This is a genomic window from Treponema sp. Marseille-Q4523, assembly GCF_016901105.1.
Taxonomy (GTDB): Bacteria; Spirochaetota; Spirochaetia; order Treponematales; family Treponemataceae; genus Treponema_D.
This window is the reverse complement of the sequence record NZ_JAFEVM010000002.1, coordinates 37889-61625: the sequence shown is the minus strand read 5'-3', so window position 1 is coordinate 61625 and position 23737 is coordinate 37889. Positions and strand designations below refer to the sequence as shown.

At 51.6% G+C, this 23737-nt stretch carries 20 protein-coding genes; 8 read left to right on the top strand and 12 right to left on the bottom strand.

Going from position 1 to position 23737, the window contains the following annotated elements; translation table 11 throughout:
• The first annotated feature begins 219 nt into the window (after positions 1 to 219).
• The 8 genes from ftsY to JSQ97_RS00870 are packed head-to-tail and all read left to right on the top strand — an operon-like array spanning position 220 to position 9460.
• Positions 220 to 1098, top strand: a complete 879-nt coding sequence (gene ftsY / locus JSQ97_RS00905) for a signal recognition particle-docking protein FtsY (protein ID WP_205074310.1) — start codon at positions 220 to 222, stop codon at positions 1096 to 1098.
• Position 1099: 1 nt separating this feature from the next.
• Positions 1100 to 1918, top strand: a complete 819-nt coding sequence (locus JSQ97_RS00900; protein WP_205074309.1) for a hypothetical protein — start codon at positions 1100 to 1102, stop codon at positions 1916 to 1918.
• Positions 1902 to 3209 carry an ABC transporter permease gene (locus tag JSQ97_RS00895; RefSeq protein WP_205074308.1) on the top strand — a complete coding sequence of 436 codons (1308 nt, stop codon included), beginning with the start codon at positions 1902 to 1904 and terminating at the stop codon, positions 3207 to 3209. The genes JSQ97_RS00900 and JSQ97_RS00895 overlap by 17 nt, the downstream gene beginning before the upstream one ends.
• Positions 3202 to 3882 (top strand): ABC transporter ATP-binding protein, encoded by a 681-nt coding sequence (locus tag JSQ97_RS00890; RefSeq protein ID WP_205074307.1) that lies wholly within the window; start codon positions 3202 to 3204, stop codon positions 3880 to 3882. Before JSQ97_RS00895 ends, JSQ97_RS00890 begins: the two co-directional genes overlap by 8 nt.
• Positions 3883 to 3885: 3 nt before the next feature.
• Positions 3886 to 5214 (top strand): ABC transporter permease, encoded by a 1329-nt coding sequence (locus JSQ97_RS00885; protein WP_205074306.1) that lies wholly within the window; start codon positions 3886 to 3888, stop codon positions 5212 to 5214.
• Between the two features lie 15 nt (positions 5215 to 5229).
• Positions 5230 to 5766, top strand: a complete 537-nt coding sequence (locus tag JSQ97_RS00880) for a UvrB/UvrC motif-containing protein (RefSeq protein ID WP_205074305.1) — start codon at positions 5230 to 5232, stop codon at positions 5764 to 5766.
• The gene (locus JSQ97_RS00875) at positions 5759 to 6844 is read left to right on the top strand and encodes a hypothetical protein (protein ID WP_205074304.1); all 1086 of its coding nucleotides are present in this window, start codon (positions 5759 to 5761) and stop codon (positions 6842 to 6844) included. Before JSQ97_RS00880 ends, JSQ97_RS00875 begins: the two co-directional genes overlap by 8 nt.
• A gap of 21 nt (positions 6845 to 6865) precedes the next feature.
• Positions 6866 to 9460 carry an ATP-dependent Clp protease ATP-binding subunit gene (locus JSQ97_RS00870; RefSeq protein ID WP_205074303.1) on the top strand — a complete coding sequence of 865 codons (2595 nt, stop codon included), beginning with the start codon at positions 6866 to 6868 and terminating at the stop codon, positions 9458 to 9460.
• Positions 9461 to 9558: 98 nt separating this feature from the next.
• Here JSQ97_RS00870 and JSQ97_RS00865 read toward each other — a convergent pair whose 3' ends face one another.
• The 12 genes from JSQ97_RS00865 to JSQ97_RS00810 all read right to left on the bottom strand — a co-directional run bounded on the left by JSQ97_RS00865 (position 9559) and on the right by JSQ97_RS00810 (position 23722).
• Positions 9559 to 10635, bottom strand: coding sequence for an ABC transporter ATP-binding protein (locus JSQ97_RS00865; RefSeq protein WP_205074302.1), 1077 nt, complete (start codon positions 10633 to 10635; stop codon positions 9559 to 9561).
• 14 nt (positions 10636 to 10649) lie between these two features.
• Positions 10650 to 12365 (bottom strand): ABC transporter permease, encoded by a 1716-nt coding sequence (locus tag JSQ97_RS00860; RefSeq protein ID WP_205074301.1) that lies wholly within the window; start codon positions 12363 to 12365, stop codon positions 10650 to 10652.
• Between the two features lie 205 nt (positions 12366 to 12570).
• Entirely contained in the window at positions 12571 to 13611 is a 1041-nt protein-coding gene (locus JSQ97_RS00855) for an ABC transporter substrate-binding protein (protein WP_187383701.1), read from the bottom strand.
• Between the two features lie 158 nt (positions 13612 to 13769).
• On the bottom strand, positions 13770 to 14561 hold the full coding sequence (locus JSQ97_RS00850) for a response regulator (protein ID WP_205074300.1): 792 nt from the start codon (positions 14559 to 14561) through the stop codon (positions 13770 to 13772).
• The gene (locus JSQ97_RS00845; protein WP_205074299.1) at positions 14558 to 16246 is read right to left on the bottom strand and encodes a sensor histidine kinase; all 1689 of its coding nucleotides are present in this window, start codon (positions 16244 to 16246) and stop codon (positions 14558 to 14560) included. The genes JSQ97_RS00850 and JSQ97_RS00845 overlap by 4 nt, the downstream gene beginning before the upstream one ends.
• Entirely contained in the window at positions 16239 to 17267 is a 1029-nt protein-coding gene (locus tag JSQ97_RS00840) for an extracellular solute-binding protein (protein ID WP_205074298.1), read from the bottom strand. The genes JSQ97_RS00845 and JSQ97_RS00840 overlap by 8 nt, the downstream gene beginning before the upstream one ends.
• 56 nt (positions 17268 to 17323) lie before the next feature.
• Positions 17324 to 18019 carry an MgtC/SapB family protein gene (locus tag JSQ97_RS00835; protein WP_239446813.1) on the bottom strand — a complete coding sequence of 232 codons (696 nt, stop codon included), beginning with the start codon at positions 18017 to 18019 and terminating at the stop codon, positions 17324 to 17326.
• A 2-nt stretch (positions 18020 to 18021) separates the two neighbouring features.
• Positions 18022 to 19542 (bottom strand): tripartite tricarboxylate transporter permease, encoded by a 1521-nt coding sequence (locus JSQ97_RS00830; protein ID WP_205074297.1) that lies wholly within the window; start codon positions 19540 to 19542, stop codon positions 18022 to 18024.
• A gap of 17 nt (positions 19543 to 19559) precedes the next feature.
• Positions 19560 to 20006 carry a tripartite tricarboxylate transporter TctB family protein gene (locus JSQ97_RS00825; protein ID WP_205074296.1) on the bottom strand — a complete coding sequence of 149 codons (447 nt, stop codon included), beginning with the start codon at positions 20004 to 20006 and terminating at the stop codon, positions 19560 to 19562.
• A 117-nt stretch (positions 20007 to 20123) separates the two neighbouring features.
• Positions 20124 to 21107: a tripartite tricarboxylate transporter substrate binding protein gene (locus tag JSQ97_RS00820; protein WP_205074295.1), complete on the bottom strand. Its 984-nt coding sequence runs from the start codon at positions 21105 to 21107 to the stop codon at positions 20124 to 20126.
• A gap of 144 nt (positions 21108 to 21251) precedes the next feature.
• The gene (locus JSQ97_RS00815; protein ID WP_205074294.1) at positions 21252 to 22028 is read right to left on the bottom strand and encodes a response regulator transcription factor; all 777 of its coding nucleotides are present in this window, start codon (positions 22026 to 22028) and stop codon (positions 21252 to 21254) included.
• 2 nt (positions 22029 to 22030) lie between these two features.
• Positions 22031 to 23722, bottom strand: a complete 1692-nt coding sequence (locus JSQ97_RS00810) for a sensor histidine kinase (protein ID WP_205074293.1) — start codon at positions 23720 to 23722, stop codon at positions 22031 to 22033.
• Positions 23723 to 23737: the final 15 nt, after the last annotated feature.

Below are 23737 nucleotides of genomic sequence, written 5' to 3'. Positions count from 1 at the left end.
CGGAGACACTCGCGATTTCTGTGCATTGCTCGAAATCGCAGCGTTCTTATCTCGAGTTTGCTTTGCAAACTCGATTATTGAGCGTGTGCGCGTTTGCGCACGGCTAAAAATTTTTTCGAAAGTTGATTCGAAGTCCGCAAAAGCGGACACGTAGAATCGATTCTTTGCAGAACGAGCTGGAGGCTCTAACTTTCTGCAAAAGTTTTTATGGGAGATATTATGGCAAAGATTTCTTTTGCGCAGCGGATGCGCGATTTATTCGGAGGACGCGATAAAGACGATGAAGCGATCTTCGACGATTTAACCGATGCGCTCATCGAGGGGGATGTCGGCGCAAAAGCGGCAGTCGAAATCGCGGACGAGCTTAGAGTCGCCTGTCAAAAAAATCATGCGCACGGAAAAGACGAAGTCATGCACGAACTCGAAGCGATTCTTTTGCGCTGCGTCAAAGAGGTCTCTCTCTCTCCCGTTTCCGGTAAAACGAATGTGTGGATGCTGCTCGGCGTAAACGGTGTCGGAAAGACGACGACGAGCGCAAAACTTGCAAAGATTTTCAAAGATGCGGGTTCCGGCGAAGTGGTGCTTGCTTCAGCCGACACCTTCCGCGCCGCCGCGATCGAACAGCTTGCTCTGCACGGGGAAAATCTCGGCGTGCGCGTCGTAAGCCATCAGCACGGATCGGATCCCGCCGCCGTCGTCTTCGATGCGGCGGACGCCGTCCGAGCAAAGGGCGGGGGGCTCGTGCTTGCGGATACGGCGGGCAGGTTGCACAATAAAGAAAACCTCGTACGCGAGCTCGGAAAGATCGACCGTACGTGCCTTCAAAAAGCCGACGAAGATTGCTGTAAACGTATCCTCGTCGTGGATGCGACGACGGGACAAAACGCGTTCAGACAGGCGGAAGTTTTCGGAGAAGCCGTTTCCGTCGACGCGCTTGTGTTGACAAAATACGATTCGACGGCAAAAGGCGGTGTCGCAGTTTCCGTCGGCAAAGAGCTCGGCATTCCCGTCGCCTTTGTGTGTACCGGAGAAAAATATGAAGATATCGCGCCGTTCAGTGCCGAACGCTACGTAAAAGAATTTTTAGGATCGGAATAAGGTGAAACCGTTTTACGCCGCATTCATACTGTGCTGCCTTTCGTTCGTTGCCGTGCAGACGGGAGCCGGCGAATCGCCGGAAGAAAATGGCGCGGAAAACGATATCCTCAGCCGGTTTTCCCTCGATGCCGAAGGAAAGCTCAAAGCTTTTGCATTCGATGCGGAGCGCTTTACGCTTTCGGACACAAACGATGAGAGCGTTACGGTAAACGCATCCGGCAAAACGGCGGTGCGGAAAACCTACGACGCTCTCATGCGCCTTGTCAAACGCGACGTATGGAAGATTGCTTCGCCGGCGAAGGAAAGCGTGCGCGAGAGTACCGAAACCTTTTATTATAAAACGGAGGGAGCGTATCCCGCATCTTCGGTGACCGAAAGGGAAGGGCGCCGAGAGGAAAGATTCTATGACGATGAGGGTAGGGTGATTTCCCGTACCGATTTTTTTGTCGATAAAGACGGCACGCAGATCCCCGATGCGAAGATGACGCGGCTTTATGCGGACGGAAATAAAATTCTCGAAGAAGAAAACTCGCGCTATGAATACGCCGATGAAAAAAAATCGCAGCTTGCCGCCGTGCGCGTGCAAAAAAAAATATACGATTATGCCGCAGGCGAAAAAAATCCGAATTATTATTTTTATGAAGACGGAACGCTGCGCATAAAGACGATATACGCGCAAGACGATGCGTACGTAACGACGCTCTATTTCGATGACGGCTATACCGTGATTTCGGAGTATGCCGCAGGTGAAAAGATTCGCGAAACGATAAAAAACGGAGACCGCGTACTGCGGACGAAAAAATATGATACGAAAAATTAATAATATATTTCGTTTTCGCTGGATCGCTTTCGTGTCGAGACGATTTTCGCGAGTCGACAGAGACGGACGATCGGCGGTAACGTCCTTTTTCGCTTCTCTCGGGATCTGTTTCGGCATTATGACGCTCATCGTCGTTATGAGCGTTATGAACGGCTTTCAAATGGAATTCAAAGATGCGATCATGGAAGTTTCGTCATATCACATTCAAGTGCGCGGCGTGACGGACGATACGGAGGAGCGCTTTGCGTCGTGGTGCAAAAGCGAAAAAGACATCGTTTCGGCAATACCCTTTTACGAAGCGCAGAGCTTTATGGCCGCTTCTTCGGGCGGACAGGCACCTGCCCTCATCCGCGCATTGCCTCGGGATATCGCGGAAAGGGACGCGGGGTTTGCACGGGAAGTGCTCATGGTTTCAGGCAGCTTTTCGATCGAAGACGAAGATGCGATCGTACTCGGCTCGTCCCTTGCCGATTCGCTCGGCGTGCGGACGGGAAGTGAAGTGACGCTGCTCGCGCTTTCGGGAGGAAGCGATGTCGCGCTCCTGTCGCGGGCGAGACGTTTTCGCGTTGCCGGTATTTTCTATTCGGGTTATGCCGATATAAACGCATCCTACGCATTTATCAACCTCGAATCGGGAAAAAAGAATTTCGGGCGAAGCGCCGAAAAAGTATACGGCGTAAAATTGCGGCGCGAATCGTTCGACTCTCATATCATCGGAAAAATCAATGCATCCTTTCCGGCACTTACGGCCGTATCGTGGCGGGAGTATAACCGCTCGTTTTTCGGCGCGCTTCGCGTGGAAAAAAATATGCTCATGATCCTCGTGCTGTTGATCTTTGTCGTCGTTGCGATCAATATCTACAGCGGTATGCGTCGTCTGGTTTACGAGCGGCGTCGCGAGATTTCGATTTTGGCGGCGCTCGGAGGAAAAGGCGGCGAAATCAAATCGATCTTTATTCTGCGCGGATTTTTTACCGGCTGTGCCGGCGCTGCGGGCGGTGTACTTTTGGGACTTTTGATCTGCGTCAATATCGGGGGCGTATTTTTGTTCGCATCGGAAGCGCTGTACCGTACGCAGTATTTTTTTACGCTTTTGTTTTCACCCGAAAGCGCTGCCTTTATCCGCGAAAATCCGATGTTTATGCTCTATGCGTCCGTTCCCGCGCGTATCTTTCCGTTTGAAGTTTTTACGATCGCGCTGTTCGGTATCGCATCTCCTCTTGCTGCCTCGTACGCTGCGAGCAGGGATATTTTGAAAATGACGGTTGCGGAGGTGCTCCACGATGAGTGAAATCGTTCATATCGAAAATCTTGAAAAAACTTATGTCTCGACGGGAGAGACGCTGACCGTTTTAAAAGCGCTCGACCTTTCGGTCGAAGAAGGCAGTAAAGTCGTCATCACCGGAGAAAGCGGCTGCGGCAAAAGCACGCTGCTCAACATCATCGGCGGCATCGATTCGGCGACGTCGGGTATCGTGCGCTCGGGCGGCAGGGATATCACCGCCCTCGATGAAAACGCGCAAGCCGATTACCGCTCGCATTTTCTCGGATTCGTGTTTCAATTTCATTATCTCTTAAAGGATTTTACGGCGCTTGAAAACGTCTATCTTCCGGCATATATGGTAGGCGTTTCAAAAAAAGACGCGATAAGCCGCGCCGAGCGTTTGCTCGAAGATGTCGGTCTTCAAGACCGCCTGCACCATCTGCCTTCCGAGCTTTCGGGCGGCGAACGCCAACGGGCTGCGGTCGCGCGCTCTCTTATCAACGATCCGCATCTCATCCTCGCGGACGAACCGACGGGAAACCTCGATCCCGTGAACGCTGAGATCGTCGGAAGCCTGCTTTTTTCGATTGCGGATAAATACCGCAAAACGCTCATCATGGTAACGCACGATCAAAACTTGGCGGCGAAGGGATCGGTGCGCTATTCGATTGCCGGCGGAAAACTCGAAGCGGCGGATTGAAGTATGACGGTAAAGAGTTCGCTTTTATTGGCATACCGCATCCTTTTTCCGAAAGGTGAAAGTTCGGCCGCGCGGCAGAGCCTTTCTGCCTCTCTCCTGTGCATCGGCATAAGTCTGGTACCGCTCATCGTCGTACTCGCCGTTTCGAACGGTATGATTCAAGGGATGACGGAACGCATCATCGGTCTTTCAAGCTCTCACATCGAAGCGGTCGTCGAATCGTCTTCTCCCTTCGTTTCGGACGCAGCTTCTTTTACGCGTTTTGCGTCCCGTCTTAAAACGGTAGAAGGCGTTACGAATGCCTATCCCGAAATCGATGCTTCCGCGCTCGCCTCGGGCGCTTCGTACCGGTGCGGTGTGCAAGTGCGCGCCGTCCTGCCTGAAGTCTTTTCGGAAAACAAATCCTTCGCTTCTCTCTTTCGCGTCACGGACGGCGATATCGGCGATTTTAAAAGCGGAGCGAAAGCCGCCGTAGTCGGAGAAGAGACGGCAAAGCGGCTCGGCATCCGCTCGGGCGACAGGTTTCGATTGATAACCGCTCAAGCGAATGCGGACGGAACGGTGCTGCCGAAAGCGGCTTTGCTTTCCGTCGCCGCTGTCGTTTCGTCGGGGTATCAAGAGCTCGATGCGGCGTGGCTCTTTGTGCCGCTCGATACGGGTTTCGATATCATCAGGGCGGGGACGGGAGCGTATTCGGTGCTTGTCGAAACCGAAAACGCGTTTTCTCCCGAACTCGTGCGCGTTCAAAGCTCGCTGCGTGATGCGTTTCCGTTCGATGCCGACTTTTACCGCTGGGATGAACTCAATCTGGACAAGTATGAAAACTTCGCTTCGACGAAAATCATGCTCGTCTTTATCATGCTGCTCATCGTGCTCGTCGCGTCGATCAATATTTCATCATCGCTCGTCATGCTCGTTGCCGAAAAGCGGCGCGAAATCGCAGTTATAAAAAGTCTCGGCGGCACCCGGCACGGTATCGCGTTCGCGTTTCTCGCTGCGGGAACGGCTGCGGGTTTCGGCGGCGTGCTCATCGGTCTGCCGATAGGACTCGCGTGCGCGGTAAACGTAAAGAGCATCATCGTTTTTTTTGAAAAAAGCGTAAACGCTGCGGCAAAATTTTTGTATATTATAAGAGGGTACGATATTAATTCTCTTGCGCATATCGATTTGATGGATCCCGCCTATTACCTTTCGGAGATATCCGTCGTCATCCCGTTCCGAGATACGGCAGTGATCGTCGTATCGACGGTGCTTTTGGCGCTTGCGGCTTCCGTCATTCCGGCGTACAGAGCCGGTAATGAAAAGCCGCTCGAAACATTGCGCAAAGTGTGATATAGTGAGAGCGCTATGCTGTGTGATTTTTGCCGCAAACGCGAAGCGGTGTTCTTTATCGAACAGACAACGAAAACATCTCAAAAGAAAATCCATATCTGCATGGAATGCGCCGTGAAAAACGGTCTCTCCCCGGATCCCGAACGCATTCAAAAATCGATCCGCTCGCTCTTCGACGCCGTTGCAAAAACGGAAGCCGTCGGTACGATGGAAGCGGGAAAGCTCTGCAGGGTTTGCGGCACGAGTTTTGCCGCGATAAAAAAATCCGGTAAAGCAGGCTGTCCCGAATGCTACGAAACTTTCAAATCCGAACTGCCGGCGGTGATGGCGAAGCACGGTATTACGGGCACTTATACCGGTTCGATGCCGAGACGGATCGCGACTTTCCGTTCGCGTTTGACCGACCGCATCGATTTGGAAGCGAAGCTCGAACAGTCGATACAAAACGAAGATTATGAAAAAGCGGCGATTTACCGAGATTATCTGCGCGCCCTCGAACGGGGTGCGGTCGCCGACGGATCGGAGGTCGGTACGGGGGCGGAAAATGCCTAGTGCCGCAGTCCCTGCCGGCAGACCATGGTATTCGTATATGGGAAGAGACGGGGATGTCGTCGTGTCCACCCGTGTGCGCCTTGCGCGGAACCTCGCCGATTTTTTATTTCCGTCGGCTGAAAAAAAAGACGAAGCCGAACGCGTGCAGACGCTTGTGTTCGATGCTTTTTCGCATTTTGAAAATCCCGACGATTATCACCTCGTCACTACGGAGACGCTCGACGCTCTCGGAAAAAAGATTTTGGAAGAGCGCGGCGTGCTCGACGGCAGCGGGGCTTCCGGTATCGTCATGAAGGGAGACGGGCGTCTTTCGTGCCGCGTCAACAGCACAGACCACGTGCGCATCGCGTCTTTTGAGCCGGGTTTGAATTGTGCCCGTGCATTCGATGAGTGCCGCCTTTGCGACGACGGTATGCAAAAGACGCTGCAATTCGCCGCTTCCTACGAATTCGGCTATCTTACGTCGATCCTTTCGGATGCGGGAAGCGGCATGAAGGTTTCGATCCGAGTCCATTTGCCCTCCCTTACGTTTTCCGGAGAAGCGGATGCCGTTCTCAATGACGTGCGTGCAAAGGGACTCGACGTGTTTTCTGTATACGGTACGGGCGACGGCTACGGCGTATCGCTCGGATCGTATTACGATATCGCAACCGCTTCGTCGCTTTCGGGCAGCGAATTCGATCAGACGGCGAGCGTTGAAAGCGCGGGAAAATATCTTGCGGAAGCCGAGCGCAAGTTTCGGAAGCGATGTGCCGAAAATAAATCGACACAGGTGCGCAATATCATACTGCGCGCTTTTGCCGAAGCGAAGTTCAGCGTGCTCCTTTCGCTCAAACAGAGCGTGTCGATCGTTTCCGCACTCAAATGGGGGCTCGATTCGGGTATCTTGCAGGGGATCGACGACGGCGTTCTGTGCAGCCTGCTTTACCGCGTGCAGGACGGACACCTGGAGTTTTTGCTGAAAAACGGCAATTTTGCGTTTGAAGCGGATATCCAAAACGATACGCGTTTAAAAATCGAACGGCTGCGTGCGCTGATCGTGCAGGAAGCCTTTGAAGCCGTGCAATTCAATTTATGATTGTAATTTTTGGGGGATATGATGAACGGAATCGGATTTTCACCGCGCGCACAGCGCCTTATCGCCGCCCTTGCTCAGGATGAAGGGCGGAAGAGCGGCGCCGATCAGCTTTTGCCGGAACACGTGCTGCTTGCGCTCTTGAAAAGTGCGGAGGGGCTGGGCTATACGCTGCTCCGCTCGCTTTGTATCAATACGCTTTCGTTTCAGCGCGCGCTTGAACAGCAATTCAAATCGCATCCTGCATCCGCCGCCCTCTCGGATCTGCCTCCGAGCCGCCGATTAAAAGCGATGCTCGATATTGCAGGCATGGAGTCCCGTGCGCTCGGAAACGATTATGTGGGGACGGAACACATCGTGCTTTCGGCTATCAGAGAAGAGGGCAGTGCGACGGCGCGATTTTTTGAAAACACCGACATAACGATCGAAGACGCGCGGCGCATCGTCCCCGAAATCCAAGCGCATTCTCCCTCATCGGTAAACGAAAAAGCTTCCCGCTCGTTTGCGAAAACCGCGCTCGAAAATTTTTTCGGCACATCTGCGAACGCATCTCTTTCTCCGTCGGATATCGGCAGACAGCAGACGCAAAATCAGGGGCGGCAAAGCAGAGGCGAAAAGACATTCCTCTCCGAGTTCAGCCGCGACATCACAAAGATTGCGCGGGAAGAAAAAGACGATCCCGTCGTCGGGCGGAGTAAAGAGATACAGCGCATCGTGCAAGTGCTTTCACGCCGTACGAAAAACAATCCCGTACTTATCGGAGAGCCGGGCGTCGGCAAAACGGCGATCGTCGAAGGGCTTGCGCAGCGCATCGCAAAGGGAAACGTGCCTCGCAACTTGCTCAAAAAACGCATCCTCTCCCTCGATTTGGCCGCTCTCATTGCGGGTACGAAATACCGCGGCGAATTCGAAGAGCGCATGAAAAAGATGATGAAAGAAGTTCGGGACGATAAAACCGTCATTTTATTTATCGACGAATTGCATACGATCATCGGTGCGGGCGGACCCGAAGGGACGATGGACGCATCGAATATGCTCAAGCCCGCATTGAGCCGCGGTGAGATACAAATCATCGGCGCGACGACGACGAAAGAATACAGCCGCTATATCGAAAAGGACTCCGCGCTCGAACGCCGTTTCCAAACGGTGAAAGTCGAAGAACCGACGGACGACGACACGGTAAGCATACTCGAGGGGATAAAAAAGCGCTACGAAGATTTTCACGGCATCGTATTCGACGACGATGTGATCCCGGCTATCGTCAAATTTTCCAGACGCTATATCCCCGAGCGCTTTCTTCCCGATAAAGCGATCGACATACTCGATGAAGCGGGTGCGGCAAAAAAAATACAGGAAGAAGCGAAACCTGCGGAGCTTGCCGAAGTGGAGCGGAGCATTGAAAAGCTCGCTGCGGAAAAAAGGCGCCTCGTCGAAGAACAGGATTACGAACGTGCCGCCATCGTGCGCGACAAAGTGCTCGAACTGCGCAGAAGGCTTGACCTCTACAGCGAATATTGGCGGAACAGCAATCTGCAAAACAGAAAACACGTGAGCGAACAGGATATCTGCCGCATCATCGGAGCGATGACCGGCATCCCCGTCGAACAGCTCGATTCGTCGGAAACGAAGCGCCTCGTACACATGGAAGAAGAGATGCACAAAAGCGTTATCGGGCAGGACGAAGCGGTACACCTCATCGCGGGCGCGGTTCGAAGAAGCAGGGCGGGCGTTTCCTCTCCGAAACATCCGCTCGGTTCGTTTATCTTTCTCGGCCCGACCGGCGTCGGAAAAACGCAGCTTGCAAAAGCGCTTGCGAAATTTTTGTTCGGCAGCGAAGAGATGCTCGTGCGGATCGATATGTCCGACTATATGGAAAAGCACAACGCGAGCCGGCTCGTCGGTGCGCCTCCTGGCTACGTCGGCTACGAAGAGGGAGGCGTGCTCACCGAAGCGGTGCGCCGACGGCCGTATTCGGTCGTCCTCCTCGACGAAATCGAAAAAGCGCATCCCGACGTATTCAATTTACTTTTGCAGCTGCTCGAAGAAGGCGAGCTCAGCGACAACCTCGGTCACACCGTAAACTTCCGGAACACCGTCATCATCATGACGAGCAACGCGGGAGCGCGGCAGATCACGAGCGGAAGCCGCGTCGGGTTTTTGCCGTCGGGCGAAGGGCTTTTGTCGTACGACGATATAAAAGCGAGTGCGCTCGGAGAACTAAAAAAAATGCTGAGTCCCGAGCTTTTAAACCGCATCGACGATGTCGTAGTCTTCGGCGCGCTTACGAAAGAAGAAGTCGGACGGATACTCGACATACAGATAAAAGAACTTGCCGACAGAATGCGCGAACAAAATATTACCGTTTCCGTAAAGCCTAAAGCGCGGGAGTACCTCATTGAACACGGCTACGAACCGGAATTGGGCGCGCGTCCGATGCGCCGCCTGATCCGCCGTGAAATCGAAGATCCGCTTTCCGTCGAAATCCTCTCGGGTGAAGGGGAAAAGTCGAACAGCGTTTCGGTCGAATACACAAACGGTAAACTCCGCGTCAAATTTGTTAAACCGAAGCAAGTCGAAACGGTGCTTGCGAATTCCTTGACGCAAGACGGGCGGCAATAAAGCGCTCCGTTTTTGCTTGCTGTTCTATCGCTCCCGAACGCTCGGCCGGCAAATGCGAGGTGCATGCGGCCGAGTCGGGGTTTTGTACGGGACTTGCGCTAGAGAATGTGCAGGTTGCCGCTTTCAAAGTTGAGGTATGCTTTGTCGCCTGCTTGGTAGAGCTTACGGTTTTTCGGGTTGTATTCGGTGATCTTGATCATCATGCCGTTTACGTCGGCCTGATAATACTGATACGAACCCATAAACGTCGAAAGCGTTACCGTACACGGGAGCACTCCTTGGTCTGCGAGTGTCACCGATTCGGGGCGCAGTACGATTTTGCACGGGTCGCCCTTTTGAACCTTTTCGAAAGATTCCGCCGTAATATCAACGCCGCCGACATCGACGTGTATGGTTTTGAAGTCGATCGACGTTACTTTGCCGGTCAGGAAGTTTACTTCGCCGATAAAGTCCGCAACGAATTCGTCTTTCGGTTGGTAGTAAATTTCGCGCGGCGTTCCCATCTGAGCGATTTTACCTTTGTTCATGATGATGATTTGATCGGAGATGCTCATCGCTTCCGACTGGTCGTGCGTAACGTAGATCGCCGTAATGCCGACCGTCTGCTGGATGCTTCTGATTTCGGTGCGCATCGCTACACGGAGCTTTGCGTCAAGATTCGACAGCGGTTCGTCGAAAAGCAAAACGCTCGGCTGCACGACGAGTGCGCGCGCTAGGGCGACTCGCTGCTGCTGTCCGCCCGAAAGCTGATTCGTCATGCGGCCTTCGAGTCCTTCGAGTTCGACGAGCTTAAGCATGGCCATAACGCGTTCTGCTATTTCGTTCTTTGCAACCTTTCTGATTTTTAAACCGTATGCGATATTGTCGAAGACGTTGTAGTGCGGCAGGAGCGCGTAGCTTTGGAACACCATAGCCGTATCGCGTTTGTTCGGTGTGAGTTCGTTGATCGCCTGATCGCCGATGTAGATTTCGCCTTTGTCGGGGCTTTCAAAACCTGCGACCATGCGCAGCGTCGTCGTCTTTCCGCAGCCGGAAGGGCCGAGCAGGGTGACGAAGCTGCCCGGTTTGATGTCGAGTGAAATGTCGTCCACAGCGGCGAAATCTTTATCCGTTTTATAATCTTTGTAGATCTTCGTTATGTGATCGAGGCGCACGCCTTTTTGTTCTTTTGTCATGGTAATTCCCCTTGTTATTTTTGTTTGCGGCTCGTGCCGAATCTTCCGGTAAACAGATTCATCAGTGTGATCGCCGTGTACGTGATGATGATCAATATCGTCGCGTATGCGCATGCGATCCCGTAGTTGCCTTTTTCCGCATGTTCGTTGATGCGCACGGTGATGAGCACGAACTGCGGAGTGACCAGCAGAATGATGGCGGAAATCGCGGTGATGGAACGAACGAAAGTCGTGACGAGTCCGCTGAAAAATGAATCCTTAATGAGCGGAAGCGTTACCGTCGTAAATACGACGAGACTGTCCGCACCCAAATCGTAGGCGGACTCTTCGATCGATTTGTCGATCTGTCTGAGAGCCGCGATGCCGCTTCGAGTTCCGATCGGAAGCGAGCGCACGATAAACACGATGACGAGGATCGCGCCGGTGCCGTAAAGCCCCTGCATAAAGCCCGAATGAAAGAGGCCGCTGTTGAATCCTCGTATAAAGCCGACGCCGAGAACCGTTCCCGGAACCGCCATCGCGAGCATCGCGATGAATTCCATGAAACCCTTGCCTACGAATTTCCGCTTTACGACGAGGTAGGCGATTATCATCGATATGAGCGCCGTGATGGGAGATGCGATGAGCGAAAGCCAAATCGAATCGAGGAATACTTTGTACCCGTTATTTTTAAACACGTATTGATACCATTTGAGCGACAGGCTGTAGTTCCGTCCCCAGATTTTAAAGAGCGAGCCGAATACGACGAGAACGTAGAGCACGATGACGAACAGCGAGATGACGATGCTGATCGTGACAAGCGGAACGCGCACGCTTTTGTCTTTTATACGCATACGCTCCCGAGAGGCTTTGCCCGTAAGGGTGGCAACCGATTTCCGCTCGAGCCAATATTTTTCGACGATGAATAAGCCCATCGAAATGAAAAGGAGTACGACGGCCATTGCCGTGGCTCCGCTTTTATCGTATGCGCCGGTGAGCTGCAGGTAAATCGAAGTTGCGAGCGTGTCGAAGTTTCCTCCGATGATCATCGGATTTGCGAAGTCCGCAACCGATTCGATAAAGGTTACGAGAAAAGCGTTTCCGAGGCCGGGGAGCAAAAGCGGGAGCGTTACCGACGTAAACACTTTCCACCGTGAAGCGCCGATATTTCGCGCGGCTTCTTCGAGAGACGGATCTATGTTTTTAAGCAAGCCTTTGAGCATGAGGTAGCAGACGGGAAAAAAAGTAAGCGTTTGTACGAGGCAGATGCCCGGAAGGCCGTATAATTTTGTCGTACTTAAATTGAAGAGGCTTCGCGTGATGATACCGGTGCGGCCGAAAAGCATGATCGCCGAAAGCGAGAGGACAAAGGGCGGAGAGACGACCGGCAGCACGGAAACGATTTTAAACAAGCCTTTGACGAATTTGTTTCCGACGTTGACGTACATGTCGACGTACGCGAACAGAAATCCGATGAGAGTGGCGAGGATGCCTGAGATAAAGCCGAGGTGCAGCGTATTTGAAATCGCCTTTCTGAAGCCCGACATCCCGAAGATGCGTGCGAAGACGGAAAGGGTTATTTGATTTTCTTCGTACACGCTGTCGACGAGCAGAATCGACAGGGGATAGACGATGAATAAAACTAAAAATAAAAATATTGCAAATATTGCGGTTATGAGGATCGGATCGGCAAACAGTTTTTTTCTGTCGAGCGTTTTGCTTTGCGTTCCGGCACTGTATGGTTTTGTCATAATAAAAATCCACAAAAAAAGATGATTTGCTGCGGCACGGATCGCACCGCAGCAGATAAATTAATAATTATTCGTACGGAGGGTTTAATACCCCGACGCTTGCGTTGTAACAAAGGGTATTAAACCCGACTGCAACCACCTTATGAAAACATACAGTGCGAAACGTTGAGCACTGTACCCGACGCTTGCGTCGGGGGTATGTTGTTTATTTTGTTTTGACGCGGTCGTCGCTTGCGATGACTTTAAAGAAATCCTGTACGTACTGCGACGTGTGATATTTCGCGTCTTCGAAATCGTAGTTGATCGTTTTGATTTTATCGAGACCCGCTTTGACTGCAGCTTTGACGGGCTTCGCGTTGTCGATGACGAGGAACTGATACGAACCGTTTTGTTGAGCGAGGTTTACGCAGTCGGGCGAAAGCGCGAATTCGATGAATTTCTGCGCATTTTCGACGTTTTTCGCGCCTTTGAAAATAGCCGTCGCTCCGATTTCGTAGCTCGTGCCGGATGCAGGTGCGGTCATACCCAAATTGTCGTAGCCGTTGTCGACGATCTGATAGACGACGTCGTGCAAAAAGCCGATGCCGATGACGATTTCGCCGGTCGGAACGAGCTTTGACGGGCCGGAACCGGATTTCGTATACTGAACGATGTTTTTATCGAGGGCTTTGAAGTACTCCATCGCTTTGTCGTGGCCTTTCATCTGTACCATCGTGTTGACGATGAGTTTTCCCGTTCCCGCCGTATTCGGGTTTGCAAACGAAATCAAGCCCTTGTATTGCGCTTTTGTCAAATCGTCCCAATCTTTCGGCGGCTGAATGCCGAGTCGCTTGATCTCTTCCGTATTCCAGAAAAAGCCGAGAATGCCGCGGTAGATCCCGAACCAGTTGTTGTTCGCATCTTTAAACTGGGGAGCGATGATGTGTTTTGCATTTTTCGCATCGTACGGGAGCAAAAGCCCTTTTGCAGCAGCTTCATTGTACGGATCGGTCGTACCGCCGAACCATACGTCCGCAGACGGCTTACCGTTTTCTTCGGCTATCTTTGTGAGCACTTCGCCCGTCGAAAGACGTTGGTAGCTCGTTTTGATGCCGGTGAGCTTTTCGAATTTTGCACATACGGCGCTGACGTATTCTTCTTCGCAAGAGCCGTAGACGACGAGGGAACCTGCGTTTTTGTTGCTGGCGGCAAAGAGCATGCTGCCGGCGAGCAAAAGCGAACCGATCACTGCACAAATTTTTTTCATAATGAAAATCCTCCGGATATTGAATATCTTTAAGAAAATTGTAAGACCGGAATTTCATATCCGCAATGCCGATTTTATATAAAAATATCCCGAAAAATGAACTGACGTGCGCAGGGGCGAGGGTGATAATGAACCGTGTGACACAAGACGACGGCAGCCTATCGTTCAGCTTTCCGTTTTCCGTCCGGTTTTGCGAGTTCCGTCGGCGGAAAACCCGCATAGGATTTGAACACTTCATAAAATCGCTTGTACGACGAAAAGCCCGTCATCGATGCGACTTCGTAGACGCGGTATTTTTGATCGGCAAGGAGGCTTACGGCTTTTTGAATTCGGTACGTGTTCAAAAAATCGAGGAAGGTCATGGACGTCTGTTTTTTAAATAATCTGCTTAAATAACTCGCACTCACTTTGAGCGTTCGGGCGAGCGACTCGATGTTCGGATGGTCTGAGTAGTTTTGCTCGATCGCACGGAGGCAGGCTGCGATATACGGATTGTCGGAAACCATCGGTGGAAGGAAAGGAGAGGGAGCGGCGCCGGCGTTTCCCTCGCGTTCGGCTTTTTGCGCGATGCGGTTTTTTGTAAGCTGCTCTTGTGCGCGCGAAACGACTTCTTTGATCTTCGCTTCGTCGACGGGTTTCAAAAGATAATCGAAGACGCGGAGTGCGATGGCATTTTTCGCATAGTTGAAATCGGAATAGCTTGTAAGCACGATCGGGATAAAATCGATTTTTGCTTTTTGCGCCGCCTCTATCATATCGAGTCCGCTCATGCCGGGCATCTTTATATCGGCAATCACGATGTCCGGTTGCAGGCTTTTGATCTTTTCGAGTCCTTCGGCACCCGTCGCCGCAGAGGCGACGACGACAGCGTTCATGGAAAGCCAGTCGATCGTATATAAAAGCCCCGAACGGATGATCTCTTCGTCTTCGGCGATCAGTATTCGTATCATAGTTTACTCCGAATGACCGGCAGGCTTATGCGCACGGTCGTTCCCTTGCCTGCAACGCTGTCGATCGTCATGCCGTATTTGCTTCCGTACAAAAGTTCGATGCGCCGCTCGACATTGTATAAACCGATATGATTCGTTTTATTGTTCTGCGCGCGGATAAGCTTCCGCATCGCTTTCAGTTCCGTTTCGTCCATGCCGGCTCCGTCATCGCTCACGACGATATGCAGTTTTTTCCCGACCGCGTGCGCCCCGATGGAAACTTTCATGCGCTCTTTATCGCCGAAGCCGTGTTTGACGGCATTGTCGATGAGCGGCTGCACGATGAGCTTCGGCACGACACAGTTTTGTACGTCGTCCGGCACGTCGATTTCGTATGCGAATTTTTTGCCGAATCGGAGTTTCAGTATGTACAGATAATGTTCGATGCGACCCATATCTTCGCCGATCCGAGCAGTCGACGCATCGTTGTCGATGCTGTAGCGCAAGAGCTCCGAAAGACGGAGGATCGTTTTTTGCGCTTTATCGGGATCAAGTTTTATCAGAAATTTAATGTTTTCAAGCGTGTTGTATAAAAAGTGCGGATTGAACTGCATTTCGAGCTGTTTGATTTCTGCGACATAGCGTTCGTGTGTTTCCTTTTGGTTTTCGTCGATGAGGCGCTGGACGGTGTCGAGCATGTCGTTGTAAGCGTTTGCGATCTTTTGAAATTCGATGTTGCCGGAAACCGAAAGACGCTCTGCGAGATTGCCGCGTTCGACTTCGCCGCAAAGTTCCGCGATCTGCGTGAGAGAGCGCGATTCGTTTTCGGCGATCTTACCTGCGCTGACAAAGAGACCGCCGATGACAAGCGCGAGAACCGAAAGTGTCGTTAATGCGATTATTAAAAAAGCGCTCCTCATCTGCTGCGTATTTTGAAAGGTATAGACGTCGAAGGCGCCGCCCGCCGTCGACGTGCGGAACACCGCTTCGTTTTCCGTAAAATAATATCGCTTATCGCTTCGATAGTTGTCCGCGAGTTTTCCGAATACGTTCGCCGCATACGGAAAAGAAGCCGTAAGAAGCGTACCCTTTCTGTCGGTGATCGCAAAGGGAAGAAGCGGATTGAAATATGCGCGTATGTCTTTTTCATCTATCGTAAAGACGATGTAACCGCCGATCCTGTCTTTTGCGTCGAGCGCGCGTCCGATGACGATTTCGCTTTTGCCGCTTGCGTTATACTCGGACGAGAGTTCCATCACCGTTCGATTCGGTCTTTCGCGCATTCGGCCGAGTGCTCCCCATGTAAATTGATTTTGCCATTCGGGAACGATAAAATCGTCATCCGCGCTTCCCTTGAGTACGACGGCGTACGACGGGGAAAGCAGCGTAAAATCCGCAGCGATCTTTTGCGCATGGATAAATTCTTTCAGCGCGGTATATGCTCCGGAAACGGAAGTCGCATCGTCAAAGATTATTCTTTCGGGCGAGCGGCTTTGCTCTTCGATAAAAGCGTCGTATGAGGCTACGGCTGTGCCCAAAACGGAGGAGAGCTTTTTATTTTCGCGCGCGAGGGTGCGGTAGAGATTGACATTCCACAGCAAAGCGGAAGTGACAATGACGACACTTGCAAATGCGATCGAAGGGATGAGCGAGTGCGCTATAAACGAGCGGCGTATTTCTTCTTTAAAATACACATTGTCATTCATCGCTTTGCCTCGCGTTTTCGAAGATATCGAGAAAACGCTCGACCCATTCGCTTTGATGCGAAGTCGTATATGCGTAATCGACGGAGATGCACTTGATGCCGCTCTTTGCGGGAAGCAGACTTTTTGTTTCGACGTCGTTTCTCACGGAACGGCGGTTCATTTGCTTTGCGATATAGCTTTGTACGTTTTTTCCCGTCACGTAATCGATAAATCTGACGGCGTTGTCTTTGTGCCTGATTTTTTTCGGCATATAGACGCCGTCGGGAGTGAAGACGACGCCTTCTTGCATGTACACGAGAGCGATGTTGTCGTCTTTTTCGGCAAAATTGGCGCCTCCTTCTTCGAATGTCAATCCTACGGCGAAGCGTCCGTCCGCAACTCCGTTGTATACCGCGCTCGAAGAGCTCAAGAGATTTCCGTCGAGATTTCCGCACAGCCTCTTCACGTAGTCCCAGCCCTTGTCGGGGTTTCCCTTGCCTGCGGCGTAAAGCATATTTATCAAATGTTCCCATGCGGACGAAGACGTTTCCGGATTCCCGAACGCGATTGCGCCTTTTAATTTCGGATTGAGGAGATCACCGTAGCCTGAGAGAGCAACATCGCCGAGTCGCTTTTTGTTTATCATTAAAACGCTCGGTACGTCGGAAAATCGGTTCAGCATACCTTCGACGTTTTTGTATTCGCCCATGATATATGGTTCGTTCTCACTCGTATAGGAATCGAAGAGGGAAGTGGCGGGAAGCACGGACGCGTACGAACCGCCCCACAGCACATCGTACGGAGATGAGTCGGGGTGCATTTGAAGAGTTCTAAGTATTTCTTTTGTGCCGCCCTGCACGAGTTCGACGTCGATCCCGGTTTCGTTTTCGAAATTTTCTATGACAGGCACGATGAGCACGAGCGGGTGGGGGCTTGCGACGACAAGAGTGTTTGCATCGATGCCGCCTTTTGTTTTTTGAAAGCAGCCCGTAAAAACAAAAAACGCGGCGGAAAACAAAAGCGCGCGGTAAGGGGTACGCATGACTTCAGTATAGCACGGATCGTCTTCGTTTGAAACGGGGCGCGTTTACCGACGCGTTATAATTCTTCGATGTATTTTACGCCTTTGAGCGTTCCGAACTGTTGGATAACTTCGGCGTGGTTTTGCCGCTTCGGAAGCGAAATGGCGATATTGACGCCGACGTAATCGCTGTCGAGCAGCGATTTTTTCATTTCGATATCGGACAGCGTACAGTTCATTTTGCGCGCTTCTTTTACGAACGAAGTAAGTGCTTCCATCGATTTGAATTCGGCGAAGACGATCATCGAGCGGCTCGTCGCGTTCATCCGTGCGTCGATCCTGCTCATGATCGTCAGAATGATGAGCAAAAAGAATCCGGTAACCAATGCGCCGATATAAAATCCCGCGCCGATCGCCAGTCCCAATCCCGCCGATCCCCAAAGACCGGCGGCGGTCGTAATGCCTTTGACGCGCATATTGCTTATCATAATGCTGCCGGCTCCGAGAAAGCCGATACCGCTGATAACCTGCGCGCCGAGCCTTGCGGGATCTCCCGTGCCGTAGAATTCGACGAGGTATAAGTCCGTGATCATGATGAGCGCCGAAGAGAGACAGACGATCATGTATGTGCGGAAGCCCGCAGGCCGATGCTTTCTGCCCCGTTCGAGACCCAATATGCCTCCGAAAGCGACGGCGAGCGCGAGGCGTGCACATACCGAAACGGTATTCAGCGAAGTCAGTATTTCCGGCAAATCAAAAACAGCATTCCTCATCGTCAGTCTTTCGGCATATCCGCGTTCGGATCGCGCTCCTTGTATTTGTTTTCCAGCTTTTGCATGAGTATCGGAGAGAATATACTGAATACGCACAAAGCTATCAATACCCAGCACACCGGTGTTGAAAACAGGATAGCAGGATTTCCCTTCGAAAGCAAGAGCGAGCGGCGAAGCCCCCGTTCTCCGATCGGGCCGAGGATGAGCGCGAGGACGATCGCTGCGGAGTTCAGACCGAAAAGCTTTACGAAATAGCCGATGACGCCGAATACGAACATGATGACGACGTCGGCCATGCTGTTGCGGATCGCATAAGAGCCGACGACGCTCAGCGCGAATATGATCGGGATCAAGATCGCGTCGGATACGCGTGAAATCTTTGCAAACCACTTGCTGCCCCACAGTCCGAGTGCGAGCATAAAAAACTGCACGAATACGAATCCCGCAAAAAAGGTATAGGTGACGGCAGCGTATTTGTTGAAGAGGTCGGGGCCGGGCTGCATATTGTGGATCAAAAGACCGCCCATGAGAACCGCCGTAACGCTTTCGCCGGGGATGCCGAGCGTGAGCGTCGGAATGAGAGAACCTCCGGTAACCGCGTTGTTCGCCGCTTCGGAACCCGCAACTCCTTCGATGCTCCCGTGTCCGAACGCTTCTTTATGTTTCGATGCGCGCCGCGCTTCGTTGTAGCCGAGGAACGACGCGATCGACGCGCCCGCTCCGGGAAGGATGCCGATGACGTTGCCGATAATCCACGAGCGCAAAATCGTCGGGGCGATCAGTTTCATCTCTTTTCTGTTGAGGAGAACTCTGTCGTCGAATTCGACCAATTCTCCTGCTTTGCGGATTTTGTGGTCGGCTAGTACGAGGACTTGCGACATCGAAAAGAGACCGATGAGCGTTGCGGTAAACGGAAGCCCTTCATACAAGGCTGCCTGTCCGAAGGTAAAGCGGAATACGCCGTTCATCGTATCCATGCCGATCGTCGAAAGTAAAAGACCGAATGCGCCGGAGATGAGACCTTTTATCATGGAATCGGAGCTGACGCCGGCGATGATCGTCAAACCGAAAATAGAAAGCCAAAAATATTCGGGGCTTCCGAACGCCATCGCGAGTTTTGCAAGCGGCGGCGAAAAAAAGTAAAGGGAAATACAGCTTAAAAGCCCGCCGAAAAAAGACGAGATAACCGCAGTTCCGAGGGCTTTGCCCGCTTTGCCTTGGAGCGTCAGCTGGTAACCGTCGATCGCGGTCGCTGCGGAAGCGGGAGTGCCCGGCGTGTGGATCAATATGGCTGAAATCGATCCGCCGAAAATCGCGCCGCAGTAAATGCCTGCAAGCACGATAAGACCGGTCGAAGGCGGCATACCGAAGGTGATCGGGATGATGAGCGCGACACCCATAGCGGCTGAAAGACCGGGAAGCGCTCCGATCATGATGCCGATCGTCGTGCTTAACAGCATGGCAAGCAGATTGAGCGGCATAACGGCGTTGACGAATCCCGCGCCGATTAACGAAAAATCCATAAAGTACCTCCCGCCTTTTAGAGCAGCAGACCGCGCGGAAGCGGAACATGCAGGAACGTTGAAAATCCGCCGTAAATCAAAACGAGGAATACGGCGGTCGTTATGACGATGTACAGCGGTTTGATCTTAAAAAATATAAGCGTTCCCGCGATAAACAAAAGACTCGAAATATAAAAACCGAGTATGTTTATTAAAACGACGTATGCGAACAGCATTGCAAAAACGGTAAAAAATTGCTTGGCTTTAAAATGCTCGAAGAGAAGGGGCATATCGTTTTCGATTTTTTTCTCCCGTGCGAATTTTACGAGACACTCGATCAAATGCATTGTGGTCAGTACGGAGAGCACCACCATAATAAAGATAGGGTAGATGCGCACGTCGCTCGGATACTGCAGCACCATAACAAAGAAAAAAGCGGTAATCGCATAGACCGCCGCAACCAAAATGATGTCGCTTTTTTTCATGTAACCTCCGAAGATGGAGAGGGTAAAGCCGCGTCGGCATAAAACAGCCGGCCGCAGCTTTTCGAAAACGCCGATCGGCGCATATGCGCTTGGATCGGCGCTTTACGGCACGCTCCGTCAGTTGAACAGCGTGGGAAGTGTATTTTTGACGAAGTCCTCCTGCGCGTCGATAAATTGTCCGAGCGCATCGGGCGACATAAAGTCGAGGGCGAGACCCGCGTTTTTGCTCTTTTCGATATTGTCGGGATCGTTTATCGTCTTTTCGAACGCGTCTACATAGAAATCGATTGCAGCCTGCGGAGTACCTTTCGGGGCGACAAGAGCGCGTGCCGAACCGTAGACGAGGTTGTAGCCTTTTTCTTTCAGCGTCGGAACGTCCGGCATTTCCGCGAGACGGTTTTCCGTGTAGGTCGCGAGCACTTTGAGCTCTCCGTTATCTCCGATGAGCGGCGCAACGTCGGCCGATTTCGGAACGGACATGTCGACTTCGCCCTGGCGAAGCGCGAGGAGCTGGTCGGCGGTCCCGCCGTAGGGGATGCAGCTGATTTCAAAACCGGCCGCTTTTGCCAAAAGCTGCGCGCCGATGTGGTTCGACGCTTTGACGCCGTTCGTCGAACATTTTACTTCGTTTTTGTGCGCTTTGCAGTATTCGATCAATTCTTCGATCGTGTTCCACGGCGCGTTTTTGCGTACGACGACGACCGAGGGTTCGAACAGATGATTGCAGATCGGAACGATCGAATCTTTCGTAAAGGGGCTGTTCGGCTGGATGGAAAGCGAACTGAAGGTCGGCAGATTGATAAAGCCGATCGTGTAGCCGTCGGGCTTTGAAGTTGCGAGCGTCGTATATCCGATTTTTCCGTCGGCGCCCTCTTTGTTCGTGACGATGAGCGTTTTGCCGACATATTTTTCGGCGACGGAACACAGGATACGCGCTCCCGTATCCGTACCGCTTCCGGCTTTGTATGCGACGATAACCGTTACGTCTTTTTCCGGCTTCCAGCTCGAAGCTGCACTTTCAGCTCCGCTTCCCGATTTTTTCGAGCAGCCTGCGAGCACGGCGACCGCGAGCGCCGCCGTTAAAATAATGCTTCGTTTCATAGTTAATACCTCTTATTTATTAATTTTAATTCCGCTTTATTAATAACGCAATCCTAAAATTCGGTAAAAAGGTTCGGGAAAATGAACTTTACACACTTGCGGCGGCACTTTTATTCGGCGTGGAAATTCGCTGCGGTCGAGCGGTTATCGGACGAGCTTTGACGGCGCGTAACCCGTGTAGCGCTTAAAAACCGTACAAAAATATTTGTAATTCGTAAAGCCCGTCATTTCGGCGATTTCGTACATGCGGTATTTTCCCGTGGCGAGCAATTCGGCAGCCTTTGCGATACGCAAGCCGTTGAGCAGATCGATAAAGGTCATATTCGTTTCCTGCTTGATTTTCCTGCTCAAATAGCTTACGGAAACGCCGAGAGAGGCCGCTATATCTTCTATAGTGATCTTTGTTCGGTAGTCGTCTTTGATGTGTTTGATCGTTTCCGCAACGTAAAAATTGCCGCTTTGTACGCTGCCGTTGAAAAACCGAAGCACGCGGCCGCTTTGATCGACTTCCGTTTTTGCCGCTTCGTCGATGTCGGTTTTCGCCGATTCGCCGATTTTCTCTTTTGCTCTTTCGATCGCTTCTTCGAGTTCGTCGTCGACGATCGGTTTAACCAAGTATTCACCGACGTCGAGGAGGATCGCCTGTCTCGCATAATCGAATTCGCTGTAGCTCGACAGGATGATCGCGTAAAAACGTTCTCCCGATCCTTTTGCTTTTTCAATCATTTCGAGACCGCTGATGCCCGGCATACGGATATCGGCGATGACGATGTCGGGGTGCGTGTCTTTGATCTTTTGCAAGCCTTCAAGACCGTCCGCCGCTTCTCCTGCGACGGTGCAGCCGAGTGAAAGCCAATCTATCGTGTAGACCAGTCCTCGGCGGATCAATTCTTCATCTTCTGCGATAAGCACTTTATACATAATCAAAATACTGCGGGAAAAGATATCGTTATTGAAGTTCCGCGATGCAAACCGCTTTTAATAATCATATCCGATTTTTCTCCGTAGAGCAAGCGTATGCGTTTTGCGATATTGTACAGGCCGAAGTGATTCGTCGTCCGCGTACGCTCGGAAAGCATCTCGTGCAGTTCGGAAACTTTTTTTTCATCCATGCCGCAGCCGTCGTCTGTGACGGTGATAACGATGTTTTCGCCTTCGATACGAGCGCGTATAATAATTAATAATTTTCTTTTTTCGGCGGCAAAACCGTATTGGATTGCGTTTTCGATGAGCGGCTGAATGAGCAGTTTCGGCACGATGCAGTTTTGCGCCTCTTGAGCAATATCGAGTATGCAGTCGAGCGTATCGGTAAAACGGAAGCGCTGGATCGCGATGTAGTTTTTCGTGTATTCCAAATCTTCGGCGAGCGTACACCGAGCTTCCGAAGCGTTTATGCTGTAGCGGAGCAGTTTTGAAAGATGATCGATGATCGCAGGGACGGCGTCCGGTTCGAGGGCTACCATGTATTTGATAACCTGCAGCGTGTTCGACAGAAAATGCGGATTGAATTGGCTTTCAAGCTGTTTGATCTGTGCCCTCGTCGTCTCTTCGTTTATCTCCTTATTCTTCCGCAGCAGCTCGTCGATGCTTCGGATCATCGTATTGTACGAATCCGCAATCACGGCAAATTCGTCGTTTTCTTCGAGCGTCATCCGTTTGGTTAAATTGCCTTTTTGCACTTCATCGAAACACGTCGTTATTTTGTCGATCGATTCCGTCCGCTTTGTAACCGAGCGCGCGACGGCCGCATAGGTGATGACGCCTGAAAGCGCGATGATGCACAGCAATATCGAACCGCCTAAGACGAGCATCGCGAAACTCCGTTTTACGGCGGAAAAGGCGTAGACGATAAGCGCTTCATCTGCAAGACGTATGCGGCGTTCCGTTTTAAAATAGCGGTTGTTCTTAAAAGAAAAAAACGACGCTGCCTTTGCAGCCTGCGGATCGATACGGTTAAAATTGCCGGTAAACATCGCCGTCGATGAAAGCGCTATTTCTCCGTAACGGTTTGCGACGACGATATTTGAAACGTGCTCGAGCGTGTGGTTTGTAAAATAGAATGAAGGAATGACGAATACGGCACAGCCTTCGGCGAGTTTTTTTCCGATGAGGAGATTGCCTCGGAAAAATGTGCACTGAACGGTGCCCGGCCGCTCCTCCATCCGCTTGTATAAACCCCAGTTCCGTCCGACATCGGGCGGCATAAAGGAGAGCGGCATCGATGTGGAAGAAAAGAGCAGGCGCGAAGCGTCGTCGAAGAGGTAAAAATCGGCCGAATGTCCCTGCCGGTTCATAAATTGAATTTCGAGCGTCAAAAAGGTATTGCCGTTTTTATCTCGCGGCAGTTTCGCTTCAAAGTCGAAAGCAGGGGAGTTCAATTCCTGCGCATACGTTTGAAAGATCATTCTCAGTTCGCGGGATGCCGCTTCGCTGTCGTTTTTGTTTTCCGCAAGGATACCCGCGTTAAAGTAAATGTATGCGAAAATGCAAAATGCGATCACCGCCGAAAAAAGAGGCAGAAGAGACGAAACGGCGACGATACGGAGCATCGCATCATGAAAACTGTTTTTTTCGTATTTTACCGCACGCGTCGTTTTCAGCCCGTGTTCGATCATCGCATTTGCCGCATT